The following is a 22167-nucleotide window of genomic DNA, read 5'->3' as shown; positions in this document are numbered from 1 at the left end:
GCAGCTCCTTTTTTGTTGAAGGTGTTTAATAGGCTATATGTTACCGTATTGGAGCTGTTGTGAATTGCCTAAAGTCGGTTTTCAAATACATTCTCCTTCTAAAAGATTAGCTTTCTTTAAATGTTGTTTAATTTATCATAATATATTTGTAAGAGACAGGCTATTTTAGAGCTTATTCGAACAAAAAAGCACTCTAATACTAATCATATAATTGATTAGGACTAAAGACTATTGATATCTCGATATTGAGATGAACAATCTTTTGGTACTATGGAATCAGAAAACAACGAATATTTTATTGCTAAATGGAAATCCCAATACAAAAAGGGATTACTTGAATATATTATCATTTTGTTATTGCGTTCACGTCCTTGTTATGGATACGAACTCATTAGTGATATGAATCAGTTTACTTCACTCGAAATTGCCGAGGGCACTATCTACCCTCTCTTGAATAGACTTAAGAAAGAAGGTTTGGTAACTTCAGAATGGGCTGAACAGGAATCTGGCATTCCAAGAAAATACTACAAGCTTACTGAGAATGGATTGGCTATTCTTGGAACAATGAATGAATATGTTGGATCTTTGAATGTTTCAGTAGATAAGATTCTAAAAAAAACGGATTCTCTGAAATAATCATTTAATATATCGACAGCTATGCAAGAATATATCTTATCCTTAGATCAGGGAACGTCAATTTCAAGAGCTATCATTTTCGATAGAGATGGTAAAATTATTGCGATTTCTCAGAAAGAGTTTGAACAATTCTCACCACGTTTAAGTTGGATTGAGCAGGATGCCAATGAGATATGGTATTCACAGGCTTCAGTGGCCGAGGAAGTCATACAAAAGGCAGGTTTAACTGCCGAAAATATAAAAGCAATTGGTATTACAAATCAGCGGGAAACCACTATTCTTTGGGATAAAGAGACAGGGAAGCCACTAGGTAATGCTATTGTTTGGCAGGATAGAAGAACCTCTCAATATTGTGATGAATTGAAAGAGAGAGGCCTGGCCGAGAAGATAAAAGAAAAGACTGGATTGATTTTAGATGCCTATTTCTCGGGTACTAAAATCAAATGGTTATTAGATAATATTCCTGGTGCTCGACAAAAGGCCGCGGAAGGCAAGTTGGCATTTGGAACTGTTGACTCATGGTTAATATGGAAGTTAACTAAAGGAGCCTGTCATGTAACCGATGTATCTAATGCAAGTCGAACCATGATATTTAATATCAACACTTTGGCGTGGGATAAAGAACTATTGGAACTCTTGGATATTCCTGAGAGTATTTTGCCAGAAGTTCGTACATCCAGCGAGGTTTATGGTATGACTTCCAAATCATTATTCGGAGCCGAAATTCCAATTGCAGGTATTTGTGGTGATCAGCAAGCAGCTCTTTTCGGACAAATGTGTCTTGAAAAGGGTATGGTTAAAAACACGTATAATACAGGTTGTTTTATCTTGATGAATACAGGAGACCAAATTGTAAGATCGAATAATCATTTGATTACTACAATTGCCTGGCAAATAGGAGATAAAGTTACTTACGCTCTTGAAGGTAGCGTTTTTATTGGCGGTGCCGTTATTCAATGGTTACGAGACCAAATGAATTTAATACATTCCATGGAGGAAATTGAAGAATTAGCCTTATCAGAGAAAGACAATGGTGGTGTTTTTATTGTACCTGCTTTTACTGGTTTGGGCGCTCCTTACTGGGATCAATACGCAAGAGGTACTTTTTGGGGCTTAAATATGGGAACCACTCCCGGACATATTGCTAGGGCAGCACTTGAATCTATAGCTTTACGTTCTAGAGATGTATTAAAGGCCATGGAATGTGATTCTGGAAATGCGCTCACGCAACTTAGAGCAGGAGGTACTGTGTTGAATAAAACCATTATGCAGTTTCAAGCCGATATTCTTGATGTACCCGTTGTACGCCCTAATGTCAAAGAAATAACAGCACTTGGTTCAGCTTACCTTGCAGGTTTAGCTGTCGGTTATTGGAAAGATATTGAGGAGATTAAAAAGCATTGGGAGATATCTGAGGTGTTCGAAGCAAAAATGCCAGAAGAAGAAGTTAATAAAACATTAAAATATTGGAAAAGAGCTGTTGGAAGAACTTGCCAATGGTTAGACTCCGAAGATTAGTTACATATTGAAAGTATATAAAGGGCGATAATTTTATTAATTATCGCCCTTTTCTATTTAGAATATTATAAACAATCTAGTATAAAAGAATTTTGTCGTTAATGTATTTTAAAATATTTCATAGTAAGAGATCTTATGCTATAATTTCTTTTGATTAAATGTTTCAACTTCTCTTTCTTAGATATAATCATTGATTGATATGAGTCTGCTTATAATTACTCTTTAAGTTTATGCTTATTAGCTTTTTATATATCAATTCTAAATAAGCACAGTAAAAGAACTTACTTTGCATAGCTATGTATTTTTTTATAGGTTTGATGTGTCAGTAAAATAAAGAAAGAATACGATAAGCAATGCTTATATATTTTTTATCTGTCTACATAGTAATACAAAGTATGATGTGATGTGTTAGGTGTCGATATTAGTAGAACAAAATTTGATTGAAGGTTTGATTTGAAACAATCATCAAGTTAAAATCAATTTTTTAAAATATTAGTTAGTCAATTATAACTAAAGACAATTTACAATGGTAATGGTACGTGAAAATATGATCTCTGAGGTACAAAAGACAAACCAGGAATGGGATGTTGTTATCGTTGGAGGAGGAGCGTCGGGACTAGGTGCTGCAGTTGAGGCCGCAACACGTGGAATGAAGACATTATTATTAGAACAAGATGACTTTACCAAAGGAACTTCAAGTAGAAGTACAAAATTGGTACACGGAGGAGTCAGGTATTTAGCGCAGGGAAATATTGCATTAGTTCTTGAAGCACTAAGAGAAAGAGGTTTGATGAAACAAAATGCTCCTCACCTTGTAAAAGATCAGTCTTTTATTATTCCAAGTTATAGTTGGTGGGTAAAACCCTATTATACTTTAGGTTTAACAGCCTACGATTTTATGGCTGGTCGTTTAGGCCTAGGTCGTTCTTTACCTTATTCAAAAAAGAGAACGCTCAAAAATATACCAACTCTCAAACAAAAAAATCTTAGAGGTGGCGTTGTTTATCACGACGGACAATTTGATGATGCTCGTTATGGTATTAATCTTTGTCAGACTTTTGTTGAGAATGGCGGAACGGCTATCAATTATATGAAAGTCGTTGGCTTAAATAAAGCTGAAGGAAAAATTTCTGGTGTTGCTGCAATCGATGGTGAAACCGGTATTAGAATCGATATAAAAGCGAAAGTTGTGATTAATGCGACAGGTGTTTTTGTTGATGATATCATTAAAATGGACGCACCTAAATCGAGAGATATTGTTTGTGTTAGTCAGGGAGTTCATCTTGTTTTGGATAAAGAATTTGTCCCTAACGATTATGCCATCATGATTCCAAAGACTGATGATGGACGTGTTTTATTTGCTGTGCCTTGGCATAATAAGGTTGTTGTTGGAACAACTGATGTTCAAAAAGAAATGGCAGAATTAGAGCCTCAAGCTCTTGAAGAAGAGATTGATTTTATTCTTGAAACAGCTGGTCGTTTCTTGACTAAAGCTCCTAAACGATCTGATGTAAAATCTGTTTTTGCTGGTTTAAGACCATTGGCAGCTCCTACAGGAGAAGGTAAAAAGACGAAGGAGATCTCAAGAGGGCATAAGATTTACACCTCAGAGGCAGGTTTAATTACCATCACTGGTGGGAAATGGACAACCTATCGTCAAATGGGAGAGGAAGTTGTTGATGCTGCCTCAAAAGTGTCCACTTATCCAATAAAAAAGTCAATTACTCGAAATTTAGCAATTCATGGCTGGAAAAAGAATGTTGATTTAACTGATCCATTGTACTTTTACGGGTCTGATTCAGGAAAAATTTTAGCTTTAACCAAAGAAGAAAAGAATCTAGGTAAATACTTGAGTAAGGATCTAGGCATAATAAAAGCACAGGTTGTTTGGGCCGCTCGACATGAAATGGCTCGTACAGTTGAAGACTTTTTATCAAGAAGAACAAGAGCTTTATTGTTGGATGCCAGAGAGAGTTCTCGAATGGCTCCTGAAGTAGCTCAATTATTAGCTAAAGAATTAGGTTATGACTCAAAATGGGAAGCAGACCAAGTTGAGAAGTATCAAACTTTAGCTTTAAGATATGTTTTAAACTAAGAAAATAAGCTTTTGGATTTGTGAAATCATAAATAAACCCATTGTTTCATTTTCACTGAGTTTAAAAACTGATATAATTGATCCCTTAAGATGAGTGCTTGGAAGCAAACACTCATCTTAATTCCTCTAAAGAATAGCTTTGCTTATTGACAATAGGAGTGTGCTGACCACTCGGATAACAAATTCTGTTTTTTTTCACTATTCTGCAAACGATTACATTTTGATATCGGTATTAAGTCGGATAGAGATTTTCCATTTGATTACAACTAAAAATCATATTTGCTAACCAAGACCCCAAAATTAAAACTAAAATGAAAGACAAGTTTATTCTATCGTTAGACCAAGGTACAACTAGCTCGAGAGCTATTGTTTTCAATAAAAAAGGTGAGATGGTAAGTTCTGCACAAAAAGAATTTACTCAGATATTCCCTCAGCCAGGATGGGTAGAGCACGATGCTAATGAGATTTGGTCGACACAAGCAGGTGTTGCAGCTGAAGCCATTGTACGCGCAGGAGTTAATGGGAAAAGTATAGCTGGTATTGGTATTACGAACCAAAGAGAGACAACCGTCGTTTGGGATCGTGAGACTAGCCAACCAATTTATAATGCCATTGTATGGCAAGATCGTCGTACTTCAAAATATTGCGACGAATTAAGAGCGAACGGTCACGCTGATATGATCCAGGATAAGACAGGTTTGATTATCGACTCTTATTTTTCAGGAACTAAAGTGAAATGGATTCTTGATAATGTTGAAGGGGCACGAGAAAAAGCTGAAGCAGGAAAATTAGCATTCGGAACGATTGATTCCTGGCTAATTTGGAAACTGACACAAGGTGAAGTTCATGTAACTGATGTATCTAATGCCAGCAGAACTTTATTATATAATATCAATACATTGGAGTGGGATACAGAGATGTTAGAACTTCTTAATATTCCTATGAGTATGCTTCCTGAAGTTAAATCTTCATCAGAAGTATATGGACATACAGTTACAACTCTTTTTGCTCACGAGGTGCCTATCTCGGGTATAGCAGGAGATCAGCAAGCAGCAACATTCGGACAAATGTGTATCGAGCCAGGTTCGGTTAAGAATACATACGGAACAGGTTGTTTCATGCTATGTAATACAGGTAATAAGCCAGTAAAATCTAAAAATAACTTACTTACAACTATTGGTTGGCAAATTAACGGTGAAACGACCTATTGTCTTGAAGGAAGTATCTTCATGGGTGGTGCCATTGTACAATGGTTACGCGATGGACTAGGTATTATTAAGTCCTCTGCAGATGTTGAAGCATTAGCAACTTCAGTAAAAGATAATGGTGGTGTATTTATGGTTCCTGCTTTAACAGGTTTAGGAGCTCCACATTGGGATCAGTATGCTAGAGGAACAATTGTAGGTCTTACAAGAGGTTCAACAGCTGCTCATATTGCAAGAGCTGCTCTGGAAGGAATCGCTTTTCAGGTAATGGATGTATTAAAGGCAATGGAAGCTGATGCGGGTATCGAAATTAGAGAATTACGTGTTGATGGTGGTGCTGCAATAAATAACTTGTTAATGCAATTCCAGTCGGATGTACTTGATGCTCCGGTTTATCGTCCTAAGACTCTTGAAACAACTGCTTTGGGAGCAGCTTATTTAGCTGGTTTAGCAGTTGGATACTGGGATGGTATAGATGATATTAAAAATCAATGGCAGATGGATCAGAAATTTGAGCCAAGCATGGCTAAAGACGAATCTAAGAGACTTATTTCTGGTTGGAATAAAGCCTTAGGACGTTCAAAGAACTGGGATATTTAAGCTTAAAAGAAATAGATTTATATAAAAGGAGTACCAGAATTGAAGGGAAGATATGATGAAGTTGAATGTTTCTGGTATTTTTTTGTTTTAAAAATAATAATAACCGTTAATTGATTTTTATTATGAATGAGTTTATAGCCGAATTTTTAGGCACAATGTTATTGATTTTATTAGGAAATGGTGTAGTTGCCAATGTTGTATTGAATGGAACCAAAGGTAATAATGGCGGCTGGATGGTCATCACCATGGGATGGGGATTAGCTGTATTTGTTGGTGTTGCTGTTGCAGGTCCTGTTTCAGGTGCACATATCAACCCTGCTGTTACAATTGGTCTAGCAATAGCAGGTATGTTTGCATGGGCAAAAGTTGGTTTATTTATTGCTGCACAAATGCTAGGTGCTGCTACGGGAGCATTTCTTGTATGGTTGATGTATCGCGATCATTTTAATTCTACTGAAGATGGTGGTTCAAAACTAGCTTGTTTCTCTACAGGTCCAGCTATCAGAAATCTTAAAAGTAACGCGATAAGTGAAATCATTGGAGCTTTCGTCTTGATGTTTGTTATCTTTTATTTAGCAGGTCCTTCTCTACAGGCTGCAGGAATGGATAGTGCTAAAATTGGTTTAGGAACTCTGGGTGCACTCCCTGTTGCATTATTGGTTGTTGCCATTGGACTTTCTTTAGGAGGAACTACTGGTTATGCTATTAATCCAGCTCGTGACTTAGGCCCAAGAATTATGCACGCTATATTACCTATGAAAAATAAGGGTACCAGCGATTGGGGATATGCTTTAGTTCCTATCGTAGCACCCGTATTGGGAGCAGCTATTGCAGCTTTCATGTTTATGAGTTTAATACCTACAATCTAACCTAATTATAATTGACTCTGTAAGATGGTTTTATCTACAAAAATATTTTACAGAGTCTAAGCTTAATTCTTATGAAAAAAAACACATTCAGATTAGCATTTTTGCTAGTCCTTACCATACTATTGTCTTCAAATTTGACAACAAATGCACAAGGAAAAGTAACCGTTAGCCCATCTCTTACATCTCGACATTACTGGAGAGGTATCATGGTGAGTAATACAGCCAATTTAGAAGTTGATATGGCTTATACCAATAAGAACTTCACTTTTGGAGCTTGGGGTGGATATGGATTGGATAATACCTATTCCGAGTTCGATTTTCATGTTGGTTACAAATTTAACGAATATGTAAATATTGCCGTTTGGGATTTGTATGCTAATAGAGATAGGGCAACAATTAATGATTACAATTATTTAGATTTTGATAGAAAAACAACCAATCACTTAATTGATGCGACTATTAATATCAACTTTGGGGAGAATTTTCCATTAACTGCAAGTTGGAGCACGATGCTTTACGGACGTGATTTGAACGCTGAAGGCAAACAAAATTATTCTTCATATCTGGAATTAGGTTATCCTGTTGAAGTAGGTGGCCAAAATATCTCATTTTTTGCAGGTATGAATATGTTTGAAGAGCGTGTTTACGGACAAAGTGTTGGATTTGTAAATATTGGAGCTTCAGCAAGTCATGATATTAAAATTTCAGACAACTACAGTCTATCTACTTGGGCAAAGATTGCAATCAATCCTCAAGCAGAGACTGCGAACTTAATTTTTGGAGTTAATTTTTAATACAGGTTTATAATTTGTTTTTAAGCCTATTACCGAATCAAAAGAGTGAATCAATTATTATTGATTCACTCTTTTTTTAGTTATGTATTTACGAAACCCTGATGAATAGATTTAATACTTATTGTTGAATTTCATTATCGCGTAGCTCACTCTTGCTTAGATTCATTCTGAATAGTAATTTAACATTGAATGTACTTTGCATAGCTATGTATTTTTTTTAAGTTTGTCTTCACGAGAAATAATAAGGATAAATAAGCTTGGCTTATATATTTTTTCTCAGACTGCATAGTATAACAATGTATTTGATTATAAAACGTATTCTTAAATTAATTTGACATGGAACAGCAAAATGATTTAACAACTGAATTTAGTGCTACCATGGATCGTTTTTATAGTTTCTTTTCTGATTTACTTGATCAGGAACTTGATGGAAAAGATGATGCTGGTTTTCAGGATTCGAAGAAACAAATGAGTAATAAGTAATAGCAAAATGGTAATGTTACGTGAAAGAATGATTTTTAACTTGAAGGACAATTCTGAAAAATGGGATGTTGTGATAGTTGGAGGAGGAGCTTCAGGTCTAGGTGCTGCACTTGAGTCAGCAACCAGAGGTTTTAAGACTTTATTGCTTGAACAAAATGATTTCACCAAAGGAACTTCTAGCAGAAGTACGAAGTTAGTTCATGGTGGTGTTCGTTATTTAGCTCAAGGAAATATTTCTTTGGTTTTAGAAGCTCTTAGAGAAAGAGGTTTGATGAAACAAAATGCGCCACATCTAGTTAAAGATCAATCTTTTATTATCCCGAGTTACAAATGGTGGGTTAAGCCTTATTATACTTTGGGTCTTACAGCTTATGATTTAATGGCTGGACGTTTAGGTCTAGGTCGTTCACTACCCTATTCACGTAAGAAAACATTAAAACATATTCCAACTTTAGTGACTGATAAGCTTAGAGGTGGTGTTGTTTATCATGATGGTCAGTTTGATGATGCTCGCTATGGTATCAATCTATGTCAGACCTTTGTAGAAAATGGGGGTACTGCTATTAACTATATGAAAGTTGTCGGTTTAAATAAAACCAATGGACAAATTTCAGGCGTTTCAGCAATAGATCACGAAACTGGAGATCGGTTTGAAATTAATGCAAAGGTTGTCGTAAATGCAACTGGCGTGTTTGTTGATGACATTATTAAAATGGATGCTCCTAAGTCAAGAGATATAGTTTGTGTTAGTCAAGGTGTACACCTTGTTTTAGATAAGGAGTTTGTGCCTAATGATCATGCTATCATGATTCCAAAGACCGATGATGGGCGTGTATTATTTGCTGTCCCTTGGCACAATAAAGTGGTTGTAGGAACGACTGATGTGCAGAAAGAAACAGCAGAACTTGAACCCCAAGCTCTTGAAGAAGAGATTGACTTTATTCTCGAAACTGCAGGACGTTTCTTGACAAAGAAACCGAAGCGATCTGATGTGAAATCGGTATTTGCTGGACTTAGACCTTTAGCTGCACCAACAGGAGAAGGTAAAAAAACAAAAGAAATTTCGCGAGGACATAAAATATATACATCTGATGCTGGTTTAGTAACAATTACCGGAGGTAAATGGACGACTTATAGACAAATGGGAGAGGAAACGGTTGATGCTGCATCAAAGGTAGCTGCCCTGGAATTAAAGAAGTCTGTAACTCGTAATTTACCACTACATGGTTGGAAAGAGGATGTAGACTTGAATGACCCACTTTATTTTTATGGTTCAGATTCAGAAAAAATTCTTGACTTAGCTCGTTCTAGTAAAGAATTGGCTACTTGTTTAAGTAAAGATCTAGGCATTATAAAAGCACAGGTTGTATGGGCGGTCCGAAACGAAATGGCACGTACACTTGAGGATGTGTTATCACGAAGAACTAGAGCTTTATTATTGGATGCTCGTGAAAGTGCTCGAATTGCACCTGAGGTTGCTGTAATTATGGCAATTGAGCTTGAGCAAGATGAAGTTTGGATTCAAAATCAAATAGAAGAATACATCAGTTTAGCAAACAACTACGTGTTGAACTAAAATACTTACCCATAAATTTATTGATATGATTGGTTTTCTAAAACCGGCAGCACATAAAGAACTGCTGTCTGATGATAAAATTGACCCAACTTACAAACGATTGCGTTTACAGGTCTTTCTAGGTATTTTTCTTGGATATGCAGGTTATTATCTTGTAAGAAAGGTATTCTCTTTGGCTATGCCAGATCTTATTGCATTGGGTTATTCAAAAACAGAATTAGGATTTGCTCTATCAGGTGTATCTGTGGCTTATGGTCTGAGCAAGTTCATAATGGGTAATGTTTCTGACCGTAGTAATGCACGTCGATTTTTAACTTTTGGACTTGTATTATCTGCAATTACTATGATTGCAATGGGTTTACTTCCTGTTGCGACTTCATCAATTGGAATCATGTTCGTTCTACTATTATTGAATGGGTGGTTTCAAGGTATGGGTTGGCCTCCAAGTGGTCGTGTCATGGTTCACTGGTTTTCTATCCGTGAGCGTGGAACGAAGATGTCGATATGGAATGTAGCACACAATGTAGGTGGTGGAATTATTGGACCTCTTGCAATTTTAGGTGTAGCAATCTTTGCTGATTGGCACTCTATATTATACTTCCCAGGTTTTGTGGCCTTAGGTGTTGCCTTTATTGCGTGGCTCTTAATTCGCGATACACCACAATCATGCGGACTTCCAAATATTGAGAAGTATAAGGATGATTACCCAGATAATTATTCTGAAAAATATGAAGTGGAGATGACCGCAAAGGAAATTTTCATGAAATATATCCTTAAAAATAGATTGTTATGGTCTATTGCCTTTGCAAATGCCTTTGTTTATTTGGTGCGCTATGGTGTACTAGATTGGGCTCCTCTATATCTTAAAGAAGCTAAGGGGTTTACAATTCAGGAATCAGGATGGGCTTATTTTGCTTATGAATGGGCAGGAATACCAGGTACACTTCTTTGTGGATATTTGAGTGATAAAGTATTTAAAGGGAAACGTGCTCCTGTAAGTATCATTTACATGGTATTGGTTTTTGTATCTGTATTCATGTATTGGACTAGTGATTCAATTCTAGCCAACTCAATCGCTCTTGTTTGTATCGGTTTCTTAATCTATGGTCCTGTGATGCTAATTGGTGTTCATGCTTTAGATTTAGTTCCTAAAAAAGCTGCTGGAACTGCCGCAGGCTTAACAGGTTTATTTGGCTACTTAGGAGGTGCAATGTTCGCAAATATCGCTATGGGTGCCGTTGTTGACACATGGGGATGGGACGGAGGTTTTATTGTTCTTCTAGGAGCTTGTGTTGCTGCTATCATCCTAATTGGAGTTTCTTGGATTCAAGAATTAAACGGACATAATGGTCTTCATGATTAATATTTTCAAAACCTACATTATTGAGGCTTAAAACTCAATAATATCAATTATAGAATTAATAATTACTAACCATAAATTTGAACACACATGAAAAATTTTAATGTGAAAAATTTGTTGGCAGGAGCTCTTATCCTGTCTAGCATCGGATTTGCTGGCTGTGAAGATGACATTGACGATCTAAACGATCTGAACCAGTCGGGAAAAATCAGTCTGAAAACGGTAAATGCAGAAACACAAGCTGTAATTGATCAATTAAAAATTGATGCTCCTGATGCTATTATAGCTCATAGAGGATCGACTTTCTGGGCTCCTGAAGAAACAGAAGCGGCATTTCGTTGGGCACGTAATATGGGTGCTGATTATTTAGAAATTGATATTCAGAAAACATCTGATGGTGTATTGTTAGCATTGCACGATAATAATTTACGTAGAACATCGAATGTTGAAAGTATTTATCCTGGAAAAGCAGATTACGATTTAAGTCAATTTACTTTAAAGGAATTACGTGCTTTGGATGCAGGTTCTTGGTTTAACGAAGACAAGCCTGATAATGCTCGTAAAGAATTTATCGATCAGAAAATCTCTACTTTAAAAGATGTTTTGTTGATTGCTGAAGGCATGAAAGTTAAGAGAGATATGCAAGGTAAGCCTTATTATATGACTACTGTTGCAACTGAAACTTTGGATTTAGATGCTTCTACAGGCGAATTTGTTTTTATCGCTGATGAGAAAGACAATGGAAATCGCCCTGGGGTTTATATTGAAACTAAGGAACCTTGGAGATTCAAGGATATGGAGAAAACCCTTGCTGAGGTATTAAAAACTAACGGATGGCTTTCTACAGATAGTCCTAAAACGATTGTAACGACTCCTGGTAAAGTTGCTGTTGCAAACACAAAATCACGTATTATTCTTCAAACTTTTTCATGGCAAAGTGTTCTTTTGCTTGAAGAGTTCCTTCCTAATATTCCTAAGTGTATGTTGCTTTGGAAAGGTGGATATGATAACTTGAAAGATGATGATGCTGATATGATCGCTGATGTTTTGAATTTTTCAGTTGATAACAATATTCACATTGTTGGACCTTCTATTGCTGGTGCACCAAACAAATATGACGAGTTAACTGCTCCTTGGATGTGTGAAATGTATCACCGTACAGGAATGCTTATTCATGCTTATTCTTTTGATACTGATGATCAGTTGAGAAAATACAATGGCGATTATTATTACGAAGGACAAAGTTCACGTTTCGACACATCTAATCGTGTACTAGCCGGTGAATGGGCTGGCAGAATTGGAAGAGAAAACTTTATCGATGGTGGATTTACGAACCTAACAGATCTTTCTTTGGTATATCAAGGAAGAGCACAAGTAGGAGCTACTGCTCAGTCAGTAATGAGTGATCTTGGATACGGTACTTTTATCGGAAGAAACTAATTTGTTGGAATACTAAAATTTAGAATTATGATTAAGTTTAGAAATATATCACTTCTATTATTAGCTCTGGGCTTTGTAAGCACTTCTGTTCTTGCTCAGGATAATAATATTGTTGCTCATGAGAAAGAAGGCGCAATTAAATTCAAGTCTAATGATGAGCAGTACAGTTGGTCTTTCGGTGGACGTACCTATATGGATGGCGTTTACTATATGGAAGATGCTACTGATTTGAGTTCAAAGACAAGTATTAGCGACGTTCGTTTATATGGAAAAGCTTCATGGAAGCAATGGGATGCTAAAATCAATTTTAGCTTTGCCGATAATAAAGTGCATGCAAAAGATATTTATTTAAAATATTCTTTGAGCAACAACAGTTCAATTATAATTGGTAATTTTTTCGAACCTTTTGGTATTCAGGGATCAATCTCAAGTAAAGATTCTCGATTTATTGGGAACTCTTTCTCAGGAGAGGCCTTCAGTATCGGACGTAGTGTGGGTATAGCTTACACTACCTATTCAAATAAATATTTCGTTTCTGCTGGTTTGTTTGGTGGAAAAATCGGAAATACTGAAAAAGGTGATGCTGGCTATAGTACGACTGCAAAAGCTGTTTATAGCCCTATCGTAAAAGAAGGTATGACTTTCCATATTGGAGCTTCTGCTTCTTACCGTTTGCCTGATGCTAATGGATTTGATGAGAAATTCAATGATGACGATTACAATCGTGTTGTTGAATATAAAGCTGGACCAGAGCATAAATTCTTAAATGCTGAGATTTCTCATGCAGGTAATGAATTGAAATTGAATATGGAAGTATTGGCTACTTATGGTCGTTTCATGTTTCAGTCGGAATACTATTCAAACAAAGTATATCGTAAATCTAACTATGATCTTCAGTTTGCACATTCAAGACCTGATATGTGGGGATGGTCTTCTACTGAAAAAGGATTCGAAGATTGGTATGGTGTTCAAAGAGATATCGAGACAGATGGTTATTACGTACAAGCTGGTTTCTTGCTAAAAGGTGACGATTACAGCTACAATGCTGCTTCTGCTTATATTAATCGCCCAAAAGCAGGTTCTTTAGAGTTAGTGGCTCGTTTTAACAAAACTAACATGAATGATATCGATGGTATCTTTATGCAAGATAAATTTTGGGATGCAAATCCTTCAAAAGCTGCTTCAGGTCAAACCAACTTTAGTGTAGGCGGTGGTGAAAGTATTGACTGGGCCTTAGGTCTTAACTACTACGTAAGCAATAATGTCATGTTCCGCTTGAATTATACTTCAATGGATATTGATAATGTTTATTACAGACAAGATGATAAGGTTTCTTTTGTAAAAGCTAGAGTACAGGTTAATTTCTAATCTGAGAGCTTAATTAAGAATACAGGTTAATTTTTTTAATCTGAATCACACAAACATTACACTTCGACATGTAATTATTTAAAGAGTGGACCAATTAATTTTGGTTCGCTCTTTTTTTGTATTTCATTGAGCCGTATTGACTTTGGTAGAATGTCTATTTCTGATCATTTTCCGGAAAACCGACCTTAACGTAAAGTTAACTTTGCAGATACGTTTAGATTAAAGTGGCGCTTTATTTTTGCCCTTGAATTAGGATGGGAAACATCCCTATTCATTAACTACTAAAATAAAAACAACCACAATGAAATTAAAGAATCTATTTTTGGCTTTGCTTGTTATAGCAGCCAGCTTGAACACAGTTGCTCAGGAAAAAACAGAATTTAAACCATCGGGAAAAGTTAACGGAAAAGTATTCTTCAACTATAGTTATAACATGACAGATGGAGAAGATAAAGAAAGTGGCTTTGAAATTAAAAGAGCCTACTTTGGTTACGATTATAATATTACTAAAGGATTAAAAGCAAGTATTACACTTGATGTTGGAAAAAATGAAGGAGGGAGTGATTACACAGCATACCTTAAGAAAGCACAATTAGAATGGAAGGCTTCTTCATCAGTAAAAGTAGCCTTGGGTATGATTGGCACTATTCAGTTTAAAGAGCAAGAGAAATTCTGGGGATACAGATATATCATGAAATCGTTTAACGATCAGTATGGATTAGGTGCAAGTGCTGACCTAGGTATTAAAGCTAACTTTAAGCTTAACGATGCTTTTTCTGCAAATGCATTTATTATTAATGGAGAAGGTTATAAGAAAGTACAAGATGAAGATGGCAAGCAAAAATATGGGGCTAGCTTAATTTATAAGCACAAAGGCTTAATTGCTAAAGTTTATGCTGATGCAAGCTCTACTAAAGTTATAAATGAAAGCGGAAATGAAGAAGATGTAAGAGTTTCAGCTTTAGCTACATTTGTTGGTTACAAATTCTCTGACAAATTCAGATTGGCAGCAGAATACAACCAATTGAATAATGGTGCAAAATATTCGAAAGTAGCAGATAATCATGATTTAGAAGGTCTATCGTTTTATTCAACTTATACATTTGATAAAAAATGGGAAGTATTCGGAAGATATGATCAATTGACATCTAATACACTTGAGGGTGAAACTGAAAAGTGGAATCTTTCGAAGAATGGTGGCGCAATTACGACTGGTGTCCAGTACAATCCAGCAAAAGGTGTAAAAATGGCATTCAACTACCGCAACTTTGCTCATAAAGATTCTAGTAAAGAAGATCAATCTCAAGTCTATGTGAATTTTGTGTTTAAGTTCTAATAAGATTATAAAGACGTTACAAAAAGTCATCCAACTTGGGTGACTTTTTTTCATTTCATAGACTTTAGAATTTAAGTTTTAGATATGATACTTCAATTTACTATATTTATCAACTGATAAAATGCACTAATCTAATACAACCTATTCTATGAAAAGATATTATTTATTTGTTGTTTTTAGCTTTTTTCTTGCGGCTTCATTGTATGCACAGGATACTAATAAGCTAAAAGTAAACGTTAAAAAAGGTTCCGTTGCGATAGCTAGCGAAGATGGTAATTTTAAATTCGGTTTTGGTGGTCGTGTTTATATGGATGCTGCTGGTTATTTCGATGATAAAACAGATTTGGGTAGTGGAAGTGAAGTTCGTGATATTCGATTACTGATGAAAGCAACACTTTGGAAAAAATGGGATGCGAAAATCAATATTGGTTTTGCAGACGGTGGTGTGTCCTTAAAAGACGTTTTTCTGGTGTATAAAACTAACAAGAACAGTTTTGTACGTGCAGGTCATTTCCTAGAGCCATTTGGAATTGAACAGACTGAAAGTTCAAAGACGACTAAGTTTATGCATGCAGCAAGTACGGTAGAGGCTTTTCGTCCGGGAAGAAACCTTGGTGTTTCTTATGCGACTTGGGGAAAGCAATATTTTTGGGAAGCTGGCCTGTTTGGTAGCGATACCAATAATAAAACGGCAGGAGATGAAGGATATGGTTTGACATCTAGGCTTGCATTTGCCCCAGTTCAAACCGATGAGGGATTATTTCACATTGGTCTGTCTGCAACCTATAGAACTGCGGATGCTGCCGGATTTGATGATAATGGAATAGAGAATGCAAAATCAATTCGTTACCGTTCAAGAGCTGCAACGCATATCGAAAGAAGAAGATTTATTGATGCAAAAGTTGGTTCTGCTGAAAATCAAGTGAAACTAGGTTTCGAGATGATTGCTGCAAGCGGTCCTATATCATTACAAGGCGAATACATTGATGCTTCAGTTTCTAGAAAATCAGGAAATGAGGATTATCATTCAAAAGGATGGTATGCTCAGTTTGGCTGGTTGATAAAGGGTGGCGATTACAAATACAAAATGAAATCAGCACGTTTGGCAAAACCAGGCCCTGGATCAGTTGAATTATTAGCTAGATACAATGAGACAGATTTGAATGATACTGATGCTTTAATCATGGGTGGTATGCAAAAGGACATTAGTCTGGGTTGTACCTGGTATGTGAATCACAACATCTTAATGAAGTTTAATTTCACAAATGTAGATTTGGATGAATATTCTCTAAATGGAGAAGAAAATTTCAATATGATACAAACACGTTTACAGTTCTCATTCTAGGAAGATCAGAAAATCTAATGAAAAGCTGTCCCTCTGGGCAGCTTTTTGTTTTTAAAGACTATCTTTTAATAGCTCCTGATAGATTTTATAGTTCGTATCATCAAAGACACAAAAGATGACCTCTTTCACATGTTTTAATTTATTCGATCTTTTGAGAACTGTTTTTATTGCAATTTCTGCTGCTTCTTCTTTGGGATAGCCATAAACGCCTGTGCTGATGTTAGGGAAAACAATGCTTTCTAGTTCATGCTTCTCAGCTAATTTGAGACTGTTTTTATAACAAGATTTTAATAATTTGGCTTCTTGACATTGTCCACCTCTCCATATGGGACCAACTGTATGAATCACGTTTTTGCACGGCAGCTTGTATGCTTTTGTAATTTTTGCATCTCCTGTAAAGCAGCCTTTTAATGTTTTGCATTCTTCCAATAAGTCTGGGCCAGCAGCATTATGAATGGCACCATCAACACCACCACCTCCAAGTAAGTTTGAATTGGCAGCATTTACAATGGCGTCAACTTTTAATTGCGTGATGTCTCCTTTGAATAATCTAATTTCCATAAGCCCACATTTAGAACTGAAAAAATATTGAAAAATTAACGTAAATTAATTAACGAGCTATTAAAGCTTTTAAACACAGATCTATCTATCAAAATTATGAATTAGAAATCAATAAAAAAAAATAAACGAAAACGATTGCAAGGTACTGATAGTGAAAATGTTTCTTTTGTTTTAAGAAAATAGTTCTAAATTAGCATCAGCTAGCCAAGCCATATAATTTGAAATAATTGATTGATGATTAGAAATCTGATTTCTTCTTACAGAATTAGATCTGTTTATCAATCAATCAAAAACTTAAACTTTGAATATGAAAAGAGTATTAGTTGCAACAGGGGGTGGCGATTGCCCAGGATTAAATGCGGTAATTCGTGCAGTAGTAAAACGTGCAGCACAAGAAAAAGATTGGGAAGTAATAGGTAGTATTCAGTCTTTCGACGGGATACTAAAAGAGCCTACTGAAATAAAAATATTAGATGATGCTGCTGTTAAAGGCATCCATTATCAAGGAGGAACAATTATTGGTACGACAACAAAGGGTGGTCCTTTTGCTTGGCCAGTAAAAAATTCTGATGGAACTTGGGGATCAGCTGATCGTTCTGATGAGATGATTCGTAAACTGCAATACTTAGGCGTTGATGCAGTAATTAGTATTGGTGGTGATGGTTCACAGAAGATATCTCAACAGCTTTTCGAAAAAGGTTTAAATATTATTGGTGTACCTAAAACGATTGATAATGACCTAATGGCAACTGATTTTACTTTCGGTTACCAAACAGCTGTTCAGGTTTGTACAGAGGCTGTAGATAAGTTGAAGACTACTGCTGCATCTCATAACCGTATTTTCATTTTGGAAGCTATGGGACGTGATGCAGGATGGATTGCTTTATCTGCCGCTATTGCAGGTGGTGCAGAAGCTTGTTTGATTCCAGAGATTCCTTACGATATCAACCAAGTGGTGAAAAAGCTGGATAGCCGTTTCTTAAAGGGTAAAGGTTTTGGAATTATTGTGATTGCTGAAGGAGCTATGCCAATTGGCGGTGAAGCTTTGGCTGAACAAAGTGTTGAAGTGGGGAATCCAAACTTGAAATTAAGCGGAGCTGCCGATCGTTTGTTATATGAGTTGAAGGAGGCAGGTGTTGAAGCTGATATCCGTACAACCGTATTGGGTCACTTACAGCGTGGTGGTATCCCTATGGCTTATGACCGTGTTCTTGCTACTCAATTTGGAGTGAAAGCTTTTGAGATGGTATTAGATAAGAAGTTTGGACACATGGTCGCTTCCCGTCATCCAGAAGTTGTAGCCGTACCGCTTCTTGATGCTATTGGGAAACAAAACCTTATTAATCCTGAATCGAATTTGGTGAAAACCGCCAAAGGAGTTGGAATCTGTTTTGGTGACTAATATCTGAATCAAAATAATAGAATATAAGAAACCCGAAAGTCAACTGGCTTTCGGGTTTTGTATTTTATAAGAATCTGTCAGTCCATTCCGGACGAGGTATCATACACGATTGTTTTTTGCCAAACCATGAATATCGATTTTGTGCTATTATATCATAAAACCAATCACAGAATCCTTTAGGGAGATGCCTAAAATGATAGATCGCCTTCCAAGGGTATGTTAGATGTTTCGATATCTTAAATGCCGCTTCACTTTTGATATAAATCTTATCATCTTCAATAAAAATCAAACTATCCATTGCCTTCTCTTCCCAATTCAATTGCTTAAGTATTTCTTTTGCTTTTAAAGATTGCAAGGGAGCAAAGCGTAGATTCGCCTTTCGATTGTAAGCCAATAGAAATCTGACAGAGGTGTTGCATAAATTACAAACACCATCGAAGAGAACTATGGGATGAGATGAATCTGTTATCATATCAAAAGTTTATCATGCTTAAAAGAAGATATTAAAAATAAAGCCAACAGCTAGAATTCCTGTTGCCACTACACCAATAAAGATAAGAATCAAAGGCATTTTTAAAACCTTTTTCAGGATAATAATCTCTGGCAAAGACAAACCAATCACAGACATCATGAAGGCAAGTGCCGTTCCTAAAGAAGCTCCTTTTTCGATTAATACACTCACAATAGGAATAATACCTGCTGCATTGGAATACATTGGAATACCAATTAAAATTGATAATGGAACTGAATACCAGGCAGATTTTCCCATTAGAGTTGCCATAAAATCTTCAGGAACATAACCGTGAGCAGCTGCTCCAATGGCTACACCAATCACGATATATAACCAGATTTTACCTACAATCTCTTTCACAGTCTCAAAGCCTAGTTTGATTCTATCTGAGAAAGTAATCTTGGTTTCGTCTATACCTGTTTGTCCTGTTTTTACTTCGAATACCCAGGCTTGAATGTATTTTTCCAACTTAAGTGCGCCAATAATCCAACCTGCAAAAATGGCAATTAATAGGCCTGTAAGGGTATAGATAATCGCTGTCTTCCATCCGAAAAGGCCAACCAGCATGATTAGAGCAATTTCGTTTACCATAGGTGCAGCAATAAGGAAGCTGAAAGTAACGCCCAGAGGGACACCAGCCTCAACAAAACCTAAAAACAATGGAATGGCTGAGCATGAACAAAAAGGCGTTAAAACACCTAGAAGTGCGGCCATGATATTACCCATGAAGGTTGATTTCCCTGCCAAAGCCTTTCTCGTTTTTTCAGGAGAGAAGTAACTTCGGATAATACCAACACCAAAAATTACCAGAACTAAAAGTAAAAGGACCTTTGGCACTTCGAAAATAAAGAATCGTAAAGTTTCACTCAGGTGACTCTTTGGCATCTGAAAAACAGTATCGATAAGAAAATCGGAAATGCTTTGTAAGTTGATATAAAGCAAGTACCATACTGGCAAAAGTAGTAGTACTGAAAACAGTTGCTTTTTATTTGTGATTTGAATTGATTTGATCATGATACAAGAATAGCTTAGGCAATAAAGAAGATATATGAGAAATAGAGTCCGGCAAGAATGAAGATGACCGCAGCCACTTTTCTAAACCAAAATTCGAATGCTTTAACCTTATTGTAAAATCCGCCTACACCTGATAAAGTAAAAGCTAAAAGGTAGGCAATAATAATAACAGGAAGACCAGTTGCAATAGCGTAAACAAATGGCAGGAATAAACCATCAGGCTGTGAAATGCTAATGGGAATTAGCATTCCGAAATAAAGAATACCACTGTATGGACAAAATGCCAGGGCAAAAATGATACCCAACAACAATGCTCCCCAATAGCTTCCTTTGATCTTTTCGCCATCAAGTTTTTCGGTGATTCGACCAACGCCCGGAAAGTTGAATGAAATAATATCAAGCATAAATACACCAATTATAATGAGTACAGGACCTAACAGACGTTCGCCGTAAGAATGAAAGAAAGACGATACATCGAACTTACTAGCTCCAAAATAGAGTATAACACCTAGGCCTGTATAACTAATTGCACGACCTAAAGTATAAACCAAACCACTTATAAATATTTTTCTCTTATCACCCAAACTCTTACTAATATAGGCTGTTGCAGTTATATTTGTAGCTAGAGGACAGGGACTGATGGCCGTCATTAAACCTAAAAGGAAGGCTGATAGTATGGGCAAATTACTTTGCGAAAGCAGTTGATCTAAATATTCCATTTTGTCAAATTTCGAACTCAGTTAAGGCTTGTACAAGTCTATTCACAGAAACAAGTGATACCGTGTTCTATGTTATTCTATAAGAATAATAAGTTTGTTTTATTGATTTGATATTACCGGCATAGCGTGGTTAAAACTATGCCGGATTAAAAATAGTCATGTGATTCAATGTATGACTATCGTATTTTAGAGTAGAAATCTAGATTTCAGTTTTGATTGTCGCTTCCAATTTTTCAAGATAAGCTTGAGGATTGTTGATTGCATTTCGGAACGCGAAGTTTGTAAGATCTTCAATCTTTCCTGACTTTGCATGTTTGATCATTAAACTAGATCCGGTAGCTTCAAATTCCTTGGCAAGCGATTTGTTTTCTTCCTGATCGATATTTACATCGAAGAATTTAACATTCAATTTTTCAGCAAGTTTCTTTGCTTCAGAACCAACAACCTTGCAGGTTTTGCATTTTCTATCTCCATGGAAATAATAGATGCCAGCACCTTCAGTAGATTCAGCTACTTTAGTATCGCTACATTTTGAAGGGCATTGTGAACATTCAGTTTTGCATGCAGCTTCGTCAGCTTTTGCAGTTTCTTCTACTTTTTCAGTTTTTTTAGCTTTCGACTGGCATGCGCCAAAACTTAGAGCAAGGGCAAGAACGGCTAGGCCTAAATAATTTTTCATTTTAGGTTTGTTTTTTTGAATTATACAGACTTGATTAGTTCTTTAATTTCTGATACAGATGGTACTTTACCACTAAATAATACCTTTTCGTTTACAACTAGAGCAGGAGTAGACATCACGCCGTACGATAGAATTTTCATCATATCATCAACCTTAGTAATTGTAGCTTCAATACTTAATTCTTCAATAGCTTTTTGTGTGGCATCGTGAAGGGTGTTGCATTTTTTACAACCTGGTCCTAATACTTTAATATCCATGTCTATTTTGTTTAAGTTTTTTAAGGATGCCGCTGCATACCTTAGTTTTATTTATTATTTTATTTCTGTCATCTCTTTTTTCGAATCAAAAAGCGAGTCGAACATTTCACTTGCTTTAGCCCAATTCTCTTTATTTAGACAGTATTTAATCTTAGGAGGTACAATTTCTCCCTGAATTAAGCCTGATGCTTTTAACTCTTTCAGATGTTGTGAAAGGGTAGAGCGGGCTATGGGCACTTCCGCGGCTAAATCCCCACTGTAACAGCAGGATTGCTTTGATAAGAGTTTGCAAATGTACACCCTCACAGGATGTGAAAGCGCTTTGGCAAAACGGGCCACTTGTTTTTCTTGGTCGGAATAAAATTCGTTATCGGTCATAATGTTTCGCATTTCGTAAAA

At 36.2% G+C, this 22167-nt stretch carries 21 protein-coding genes; 14 read left to right on the top strand and 7 right to left on the bottom strand.

Features of this window, described 5'->3' with window-relative positions:
• Positions 1–270 precede the first annotated feature (270 nt).
• The 13 genes from ACXR6G_RS02575 (at position 271) to ACXR6G_RS02515 (ending at position 16625) form a co-directional block, all read left to right on the top strand.
• The gene (locus ACXR6G_RS02575) at positions 271–636 is read left to right on the top strand and encodes a PadR family transcriptional regulator (protein ID WP_458359838.1); all 366 of its coding nucleotides are present in this window, start codon (positions 271–273) and stop codon (positions 634–636) included.
• Positions 637–657: 21 nt separating this feature from the next.
• The gene (gene glpK / locus ACXR6G_RS02570) at positions 658–2154 is read left to right on the top strand and encodes a glycerol kinase GlpK (protein ID WP_458359837.1); all 1497 of its coding nucleotides are present in this window, start codon (positions 658–660) and stop codon (positions 2152–2154) included.
• A gap of 526 nt (positions 2155–2680) precedes the next feature.
• Positions 2681–4249: a glycerol-3-phosphate dehydrogenase/oxidase gene (locus ACXR6G_RS02565; protein ID WP_458359836.1), complete on the top strand. Its 1569-nt coding sequence runs from the start codon at positions 2681–2683 to the stop codon at positions 4247–4249.
• A 311-nt stretch (positions 4250–4560) separates the two neighbouring features.
• Positions 4561–6054: a glycerol kinase GlpK gene (gene glpK / locus ACXR6G_RS02560; protein WP_458359835.1), complete on the top strand. Its 1494-nt coding sequence runs from the start codon at positions 4561–4563 to the stop codon at positions 6052–6054.
• A 122-nt stretch (positions 6055–6176) separates the two neighbouring features.
• Entirely contained in the window at positions 6177–6923 is a 747-nt protein-coding gene (locus ACXR6G_RS02555) for an MIP/aquaporin family protein (RefSeq protein WP_458359834.1), read from the top strand.
• 71 nt (positions 6924–6994) lie between these two features.
• Complete coding sequence (locus tag ACXR6G_RS02550) at positions 6995–7717, top strand: hypothetical protein (protein WP_458359833.1); 723 nt, start codon at positions 6995–6997, stop codon at positions 7715–7717.
• A 336-nt stretch (positions 7718–8053) separates the two neighbouring features.
• Positions 8054–8200: a hypothetical protein gene (locus ACXR6G_RS02545; protein ID WP_458359832.1), complete on the top strand. Its 147-nt coding sequence runs from the start codon at positions 8054–8056 to the stop codon at positions 8198–8200.
• A gap of 7 nt (positions 8201–8207) precedes the next feature.
• The gene (locus ACXR6G_RS02540; RefSeq protein ID WP_458359831.1) at positions 8208–9776 is read left to right on the top strand and encodes a glycerol-3-phosphate dehydrogenase/oxidase; all 1569 of its coding nucleotides are present in this window, start codon (positions 8208–8210) and stop codon (positions 9774–9776) included.
• Between the two features lie 25 nt (positions 9777–9801).
• Positions 9802–11139, top strand: coding sequence for a glycerol-3-phosphate transporter (gene glpT, locus ACXR6G_RS02535; protein ID WP_458359830.1), 1338 nt, complete (start codon positions 9802–9804; stop codon positions 11137–11139).
• 87 nt (positions 11140–11226) lie between these two features.
• The gene (locus ACXR6G_RS02530; protein WP_458359829.1) at positions 11227–12576 is read left to right on the top strand and encodes a glycerophosphodiester phosphodiesterase family protein; all 1350 of its coding nucleotides are present in this window, start codon (positions 11227–11229) and stop codon (positions 12574–12576) included.
• 27 nt (positions 12577–12603) lie between these two features.
• Positions 12604–13944 (top strand): OprO/OprP family phosphate-selective porin, encoded by a 1341-nt coding sequence (locus ACXR6G_RS02525; protein WP_458359828.1) that lies wholly within the window; start codon positions 12604–12606, stop codon positions 13942–13944.
• 301 nt (positions 13945–14245) lie between these two features.
• Positions 14246–15280, top strand: coding sequence for an outer membrane beta-barrel protein (locus ACXR6G_RS02520; RefSeq protein WP_458359827.1), 1035 nt, complete (start codon positions 14246–14248; stop codon positions 15278–15280).
• A 148-nt stretch (positions 15281–15428) separates the two neighbouring features.
• Positions 15429–16625, top strand: a complete 1197-nt coding sequence (locus ACXR6G_RS02515; RefSeq protein WP_458359826.1) for an OprO/OprP family phosphate-selective porin — start codon at positions 15429–15431, stop codon at positions 16623–16625.
• 51 nt (positions 16626–16676) lie between these two features.
• Here the strand turns inward: ACXR6G_RS02515 and ACXR6G_RS02510 are convergent, their stop codons facing one another.
• The gene (locus ACXR6G_RS02510; protein ID WP_458359825.1) at positions 16677–17186 is read right to left on the bottom strand and encodes an O-acetyl-ADP-ribose deacetylase; all 510 of its coding nucleotides are present in this window, start codon (positions 17184–17186) and stop codon (positions 16677–16679) included.
• A gap of 307 nt (positions 17187–17493) precedes the next feature.
• Here ACXR6G_RS02510 and ACXR6G_RS02505 point away from each other — a divergent pair, with 307 nt between their 5' ends.
• Positions 17494–18588 (top strand): 6-phosphofructokinase, encoded by a 1095-nt coding sequence (locus ACXR6G_RS02505; RefSeq protein ID WP_458359824.1) that lies wholly within the window; start codon positions 17494–17496, stop codon positions 18586–18588.
• A 64-nt stretch (positions 18589–18652) separates the two neighbouring features.
• On the opposite strand, the gene ACXR6G_RS02500 is transcribed toward ACXR6G_RS02505, so the two are convergent.
• From ACXR6G_RS02500 to ACXR6G_RS02475, 6 genes are all read right to left on the bottom strand, one after another.
• Positions 18653–19060, bottom strand: coding sequence for a thiol-disulfide oxidoreductase DCC family protein (locus tag ACXR6G_RS02500; protein ID WP_458359823.1), 408 nt, complete (start codon positions 19058–19060; stop codon positions 18653–18655).
• An 18-nt stretch (positions 19061–19078) separates the two neighbouring features.
• Positions 19079–20113 carry a permease gene (locus ACXR6G_RS02495; protein ID WP_458359822.1) on the bottom strand — a complete coding sequence of 345 codons (1035 nt, stop codon included), beginning with the start codon at positions 20111–20113 and terminating at the stop codon, positions 19079–19081.
• Between the two features lie 14 nt (positions 20114–20127).
• On the bottom strand, positions 20128–20832 hold the full coding sequence (locus tag ACXR6G_RS02490) for an aromatic aminobenezylarsenical efflux permease ArsG family transporter (RefSeq protein ID WP_458359821.1): 705 nt from the start codon (positions 20830–20832) through the stop codon (positions 20128–20130).
• A gap of 199 nt (positions 20833–21031) precedes the next feature.
• Complete coding sequence (locus tag ACXR6G_RS02485) at positions 21032–21511, bottom strand: nitrophenyl compound nitroreductase subunit ArsF family protein (protein ID WP_458359820.1); 480 nt, start codon at positions 21509–21511, stop codon at positions 21032–21034.
• A 20-nt stretch (positions 21512–21531) separates the two neighbouring features.
• On the bottom strand, positions 21532–21768 hold the full coding sequence (locus ACXR6G_RS02480) for a thioredoxin family protein (RefSeq protein WP_458359819.1): 237 nt from the start codon (positions 21766–21768) through the stop codon (positions 21532–21534).
• Positions 21769–21822: 54 nt separating this feature from the next.
• Complete coding sequence (locus ACXR6G_RS02475) at positions 21823–22146, bottom strand: ArsR/SmtB family transcription factor (protein WP_458359818.1); 324 nt, start codon at positions 22144–22146, stop codon at positions 21823–21825.
• Positions 22147–22167 lie beyond the last annotated feature (21 nt).

Source organism: Ancylomarina sp. YFZ004 (genome assembly GCF_054254355.1).
The sequence above is the reverse complement of the archived record's forward strand: the minus strand, read 5'-3'. Positions and strand labels throughout refer to the sequence as shown.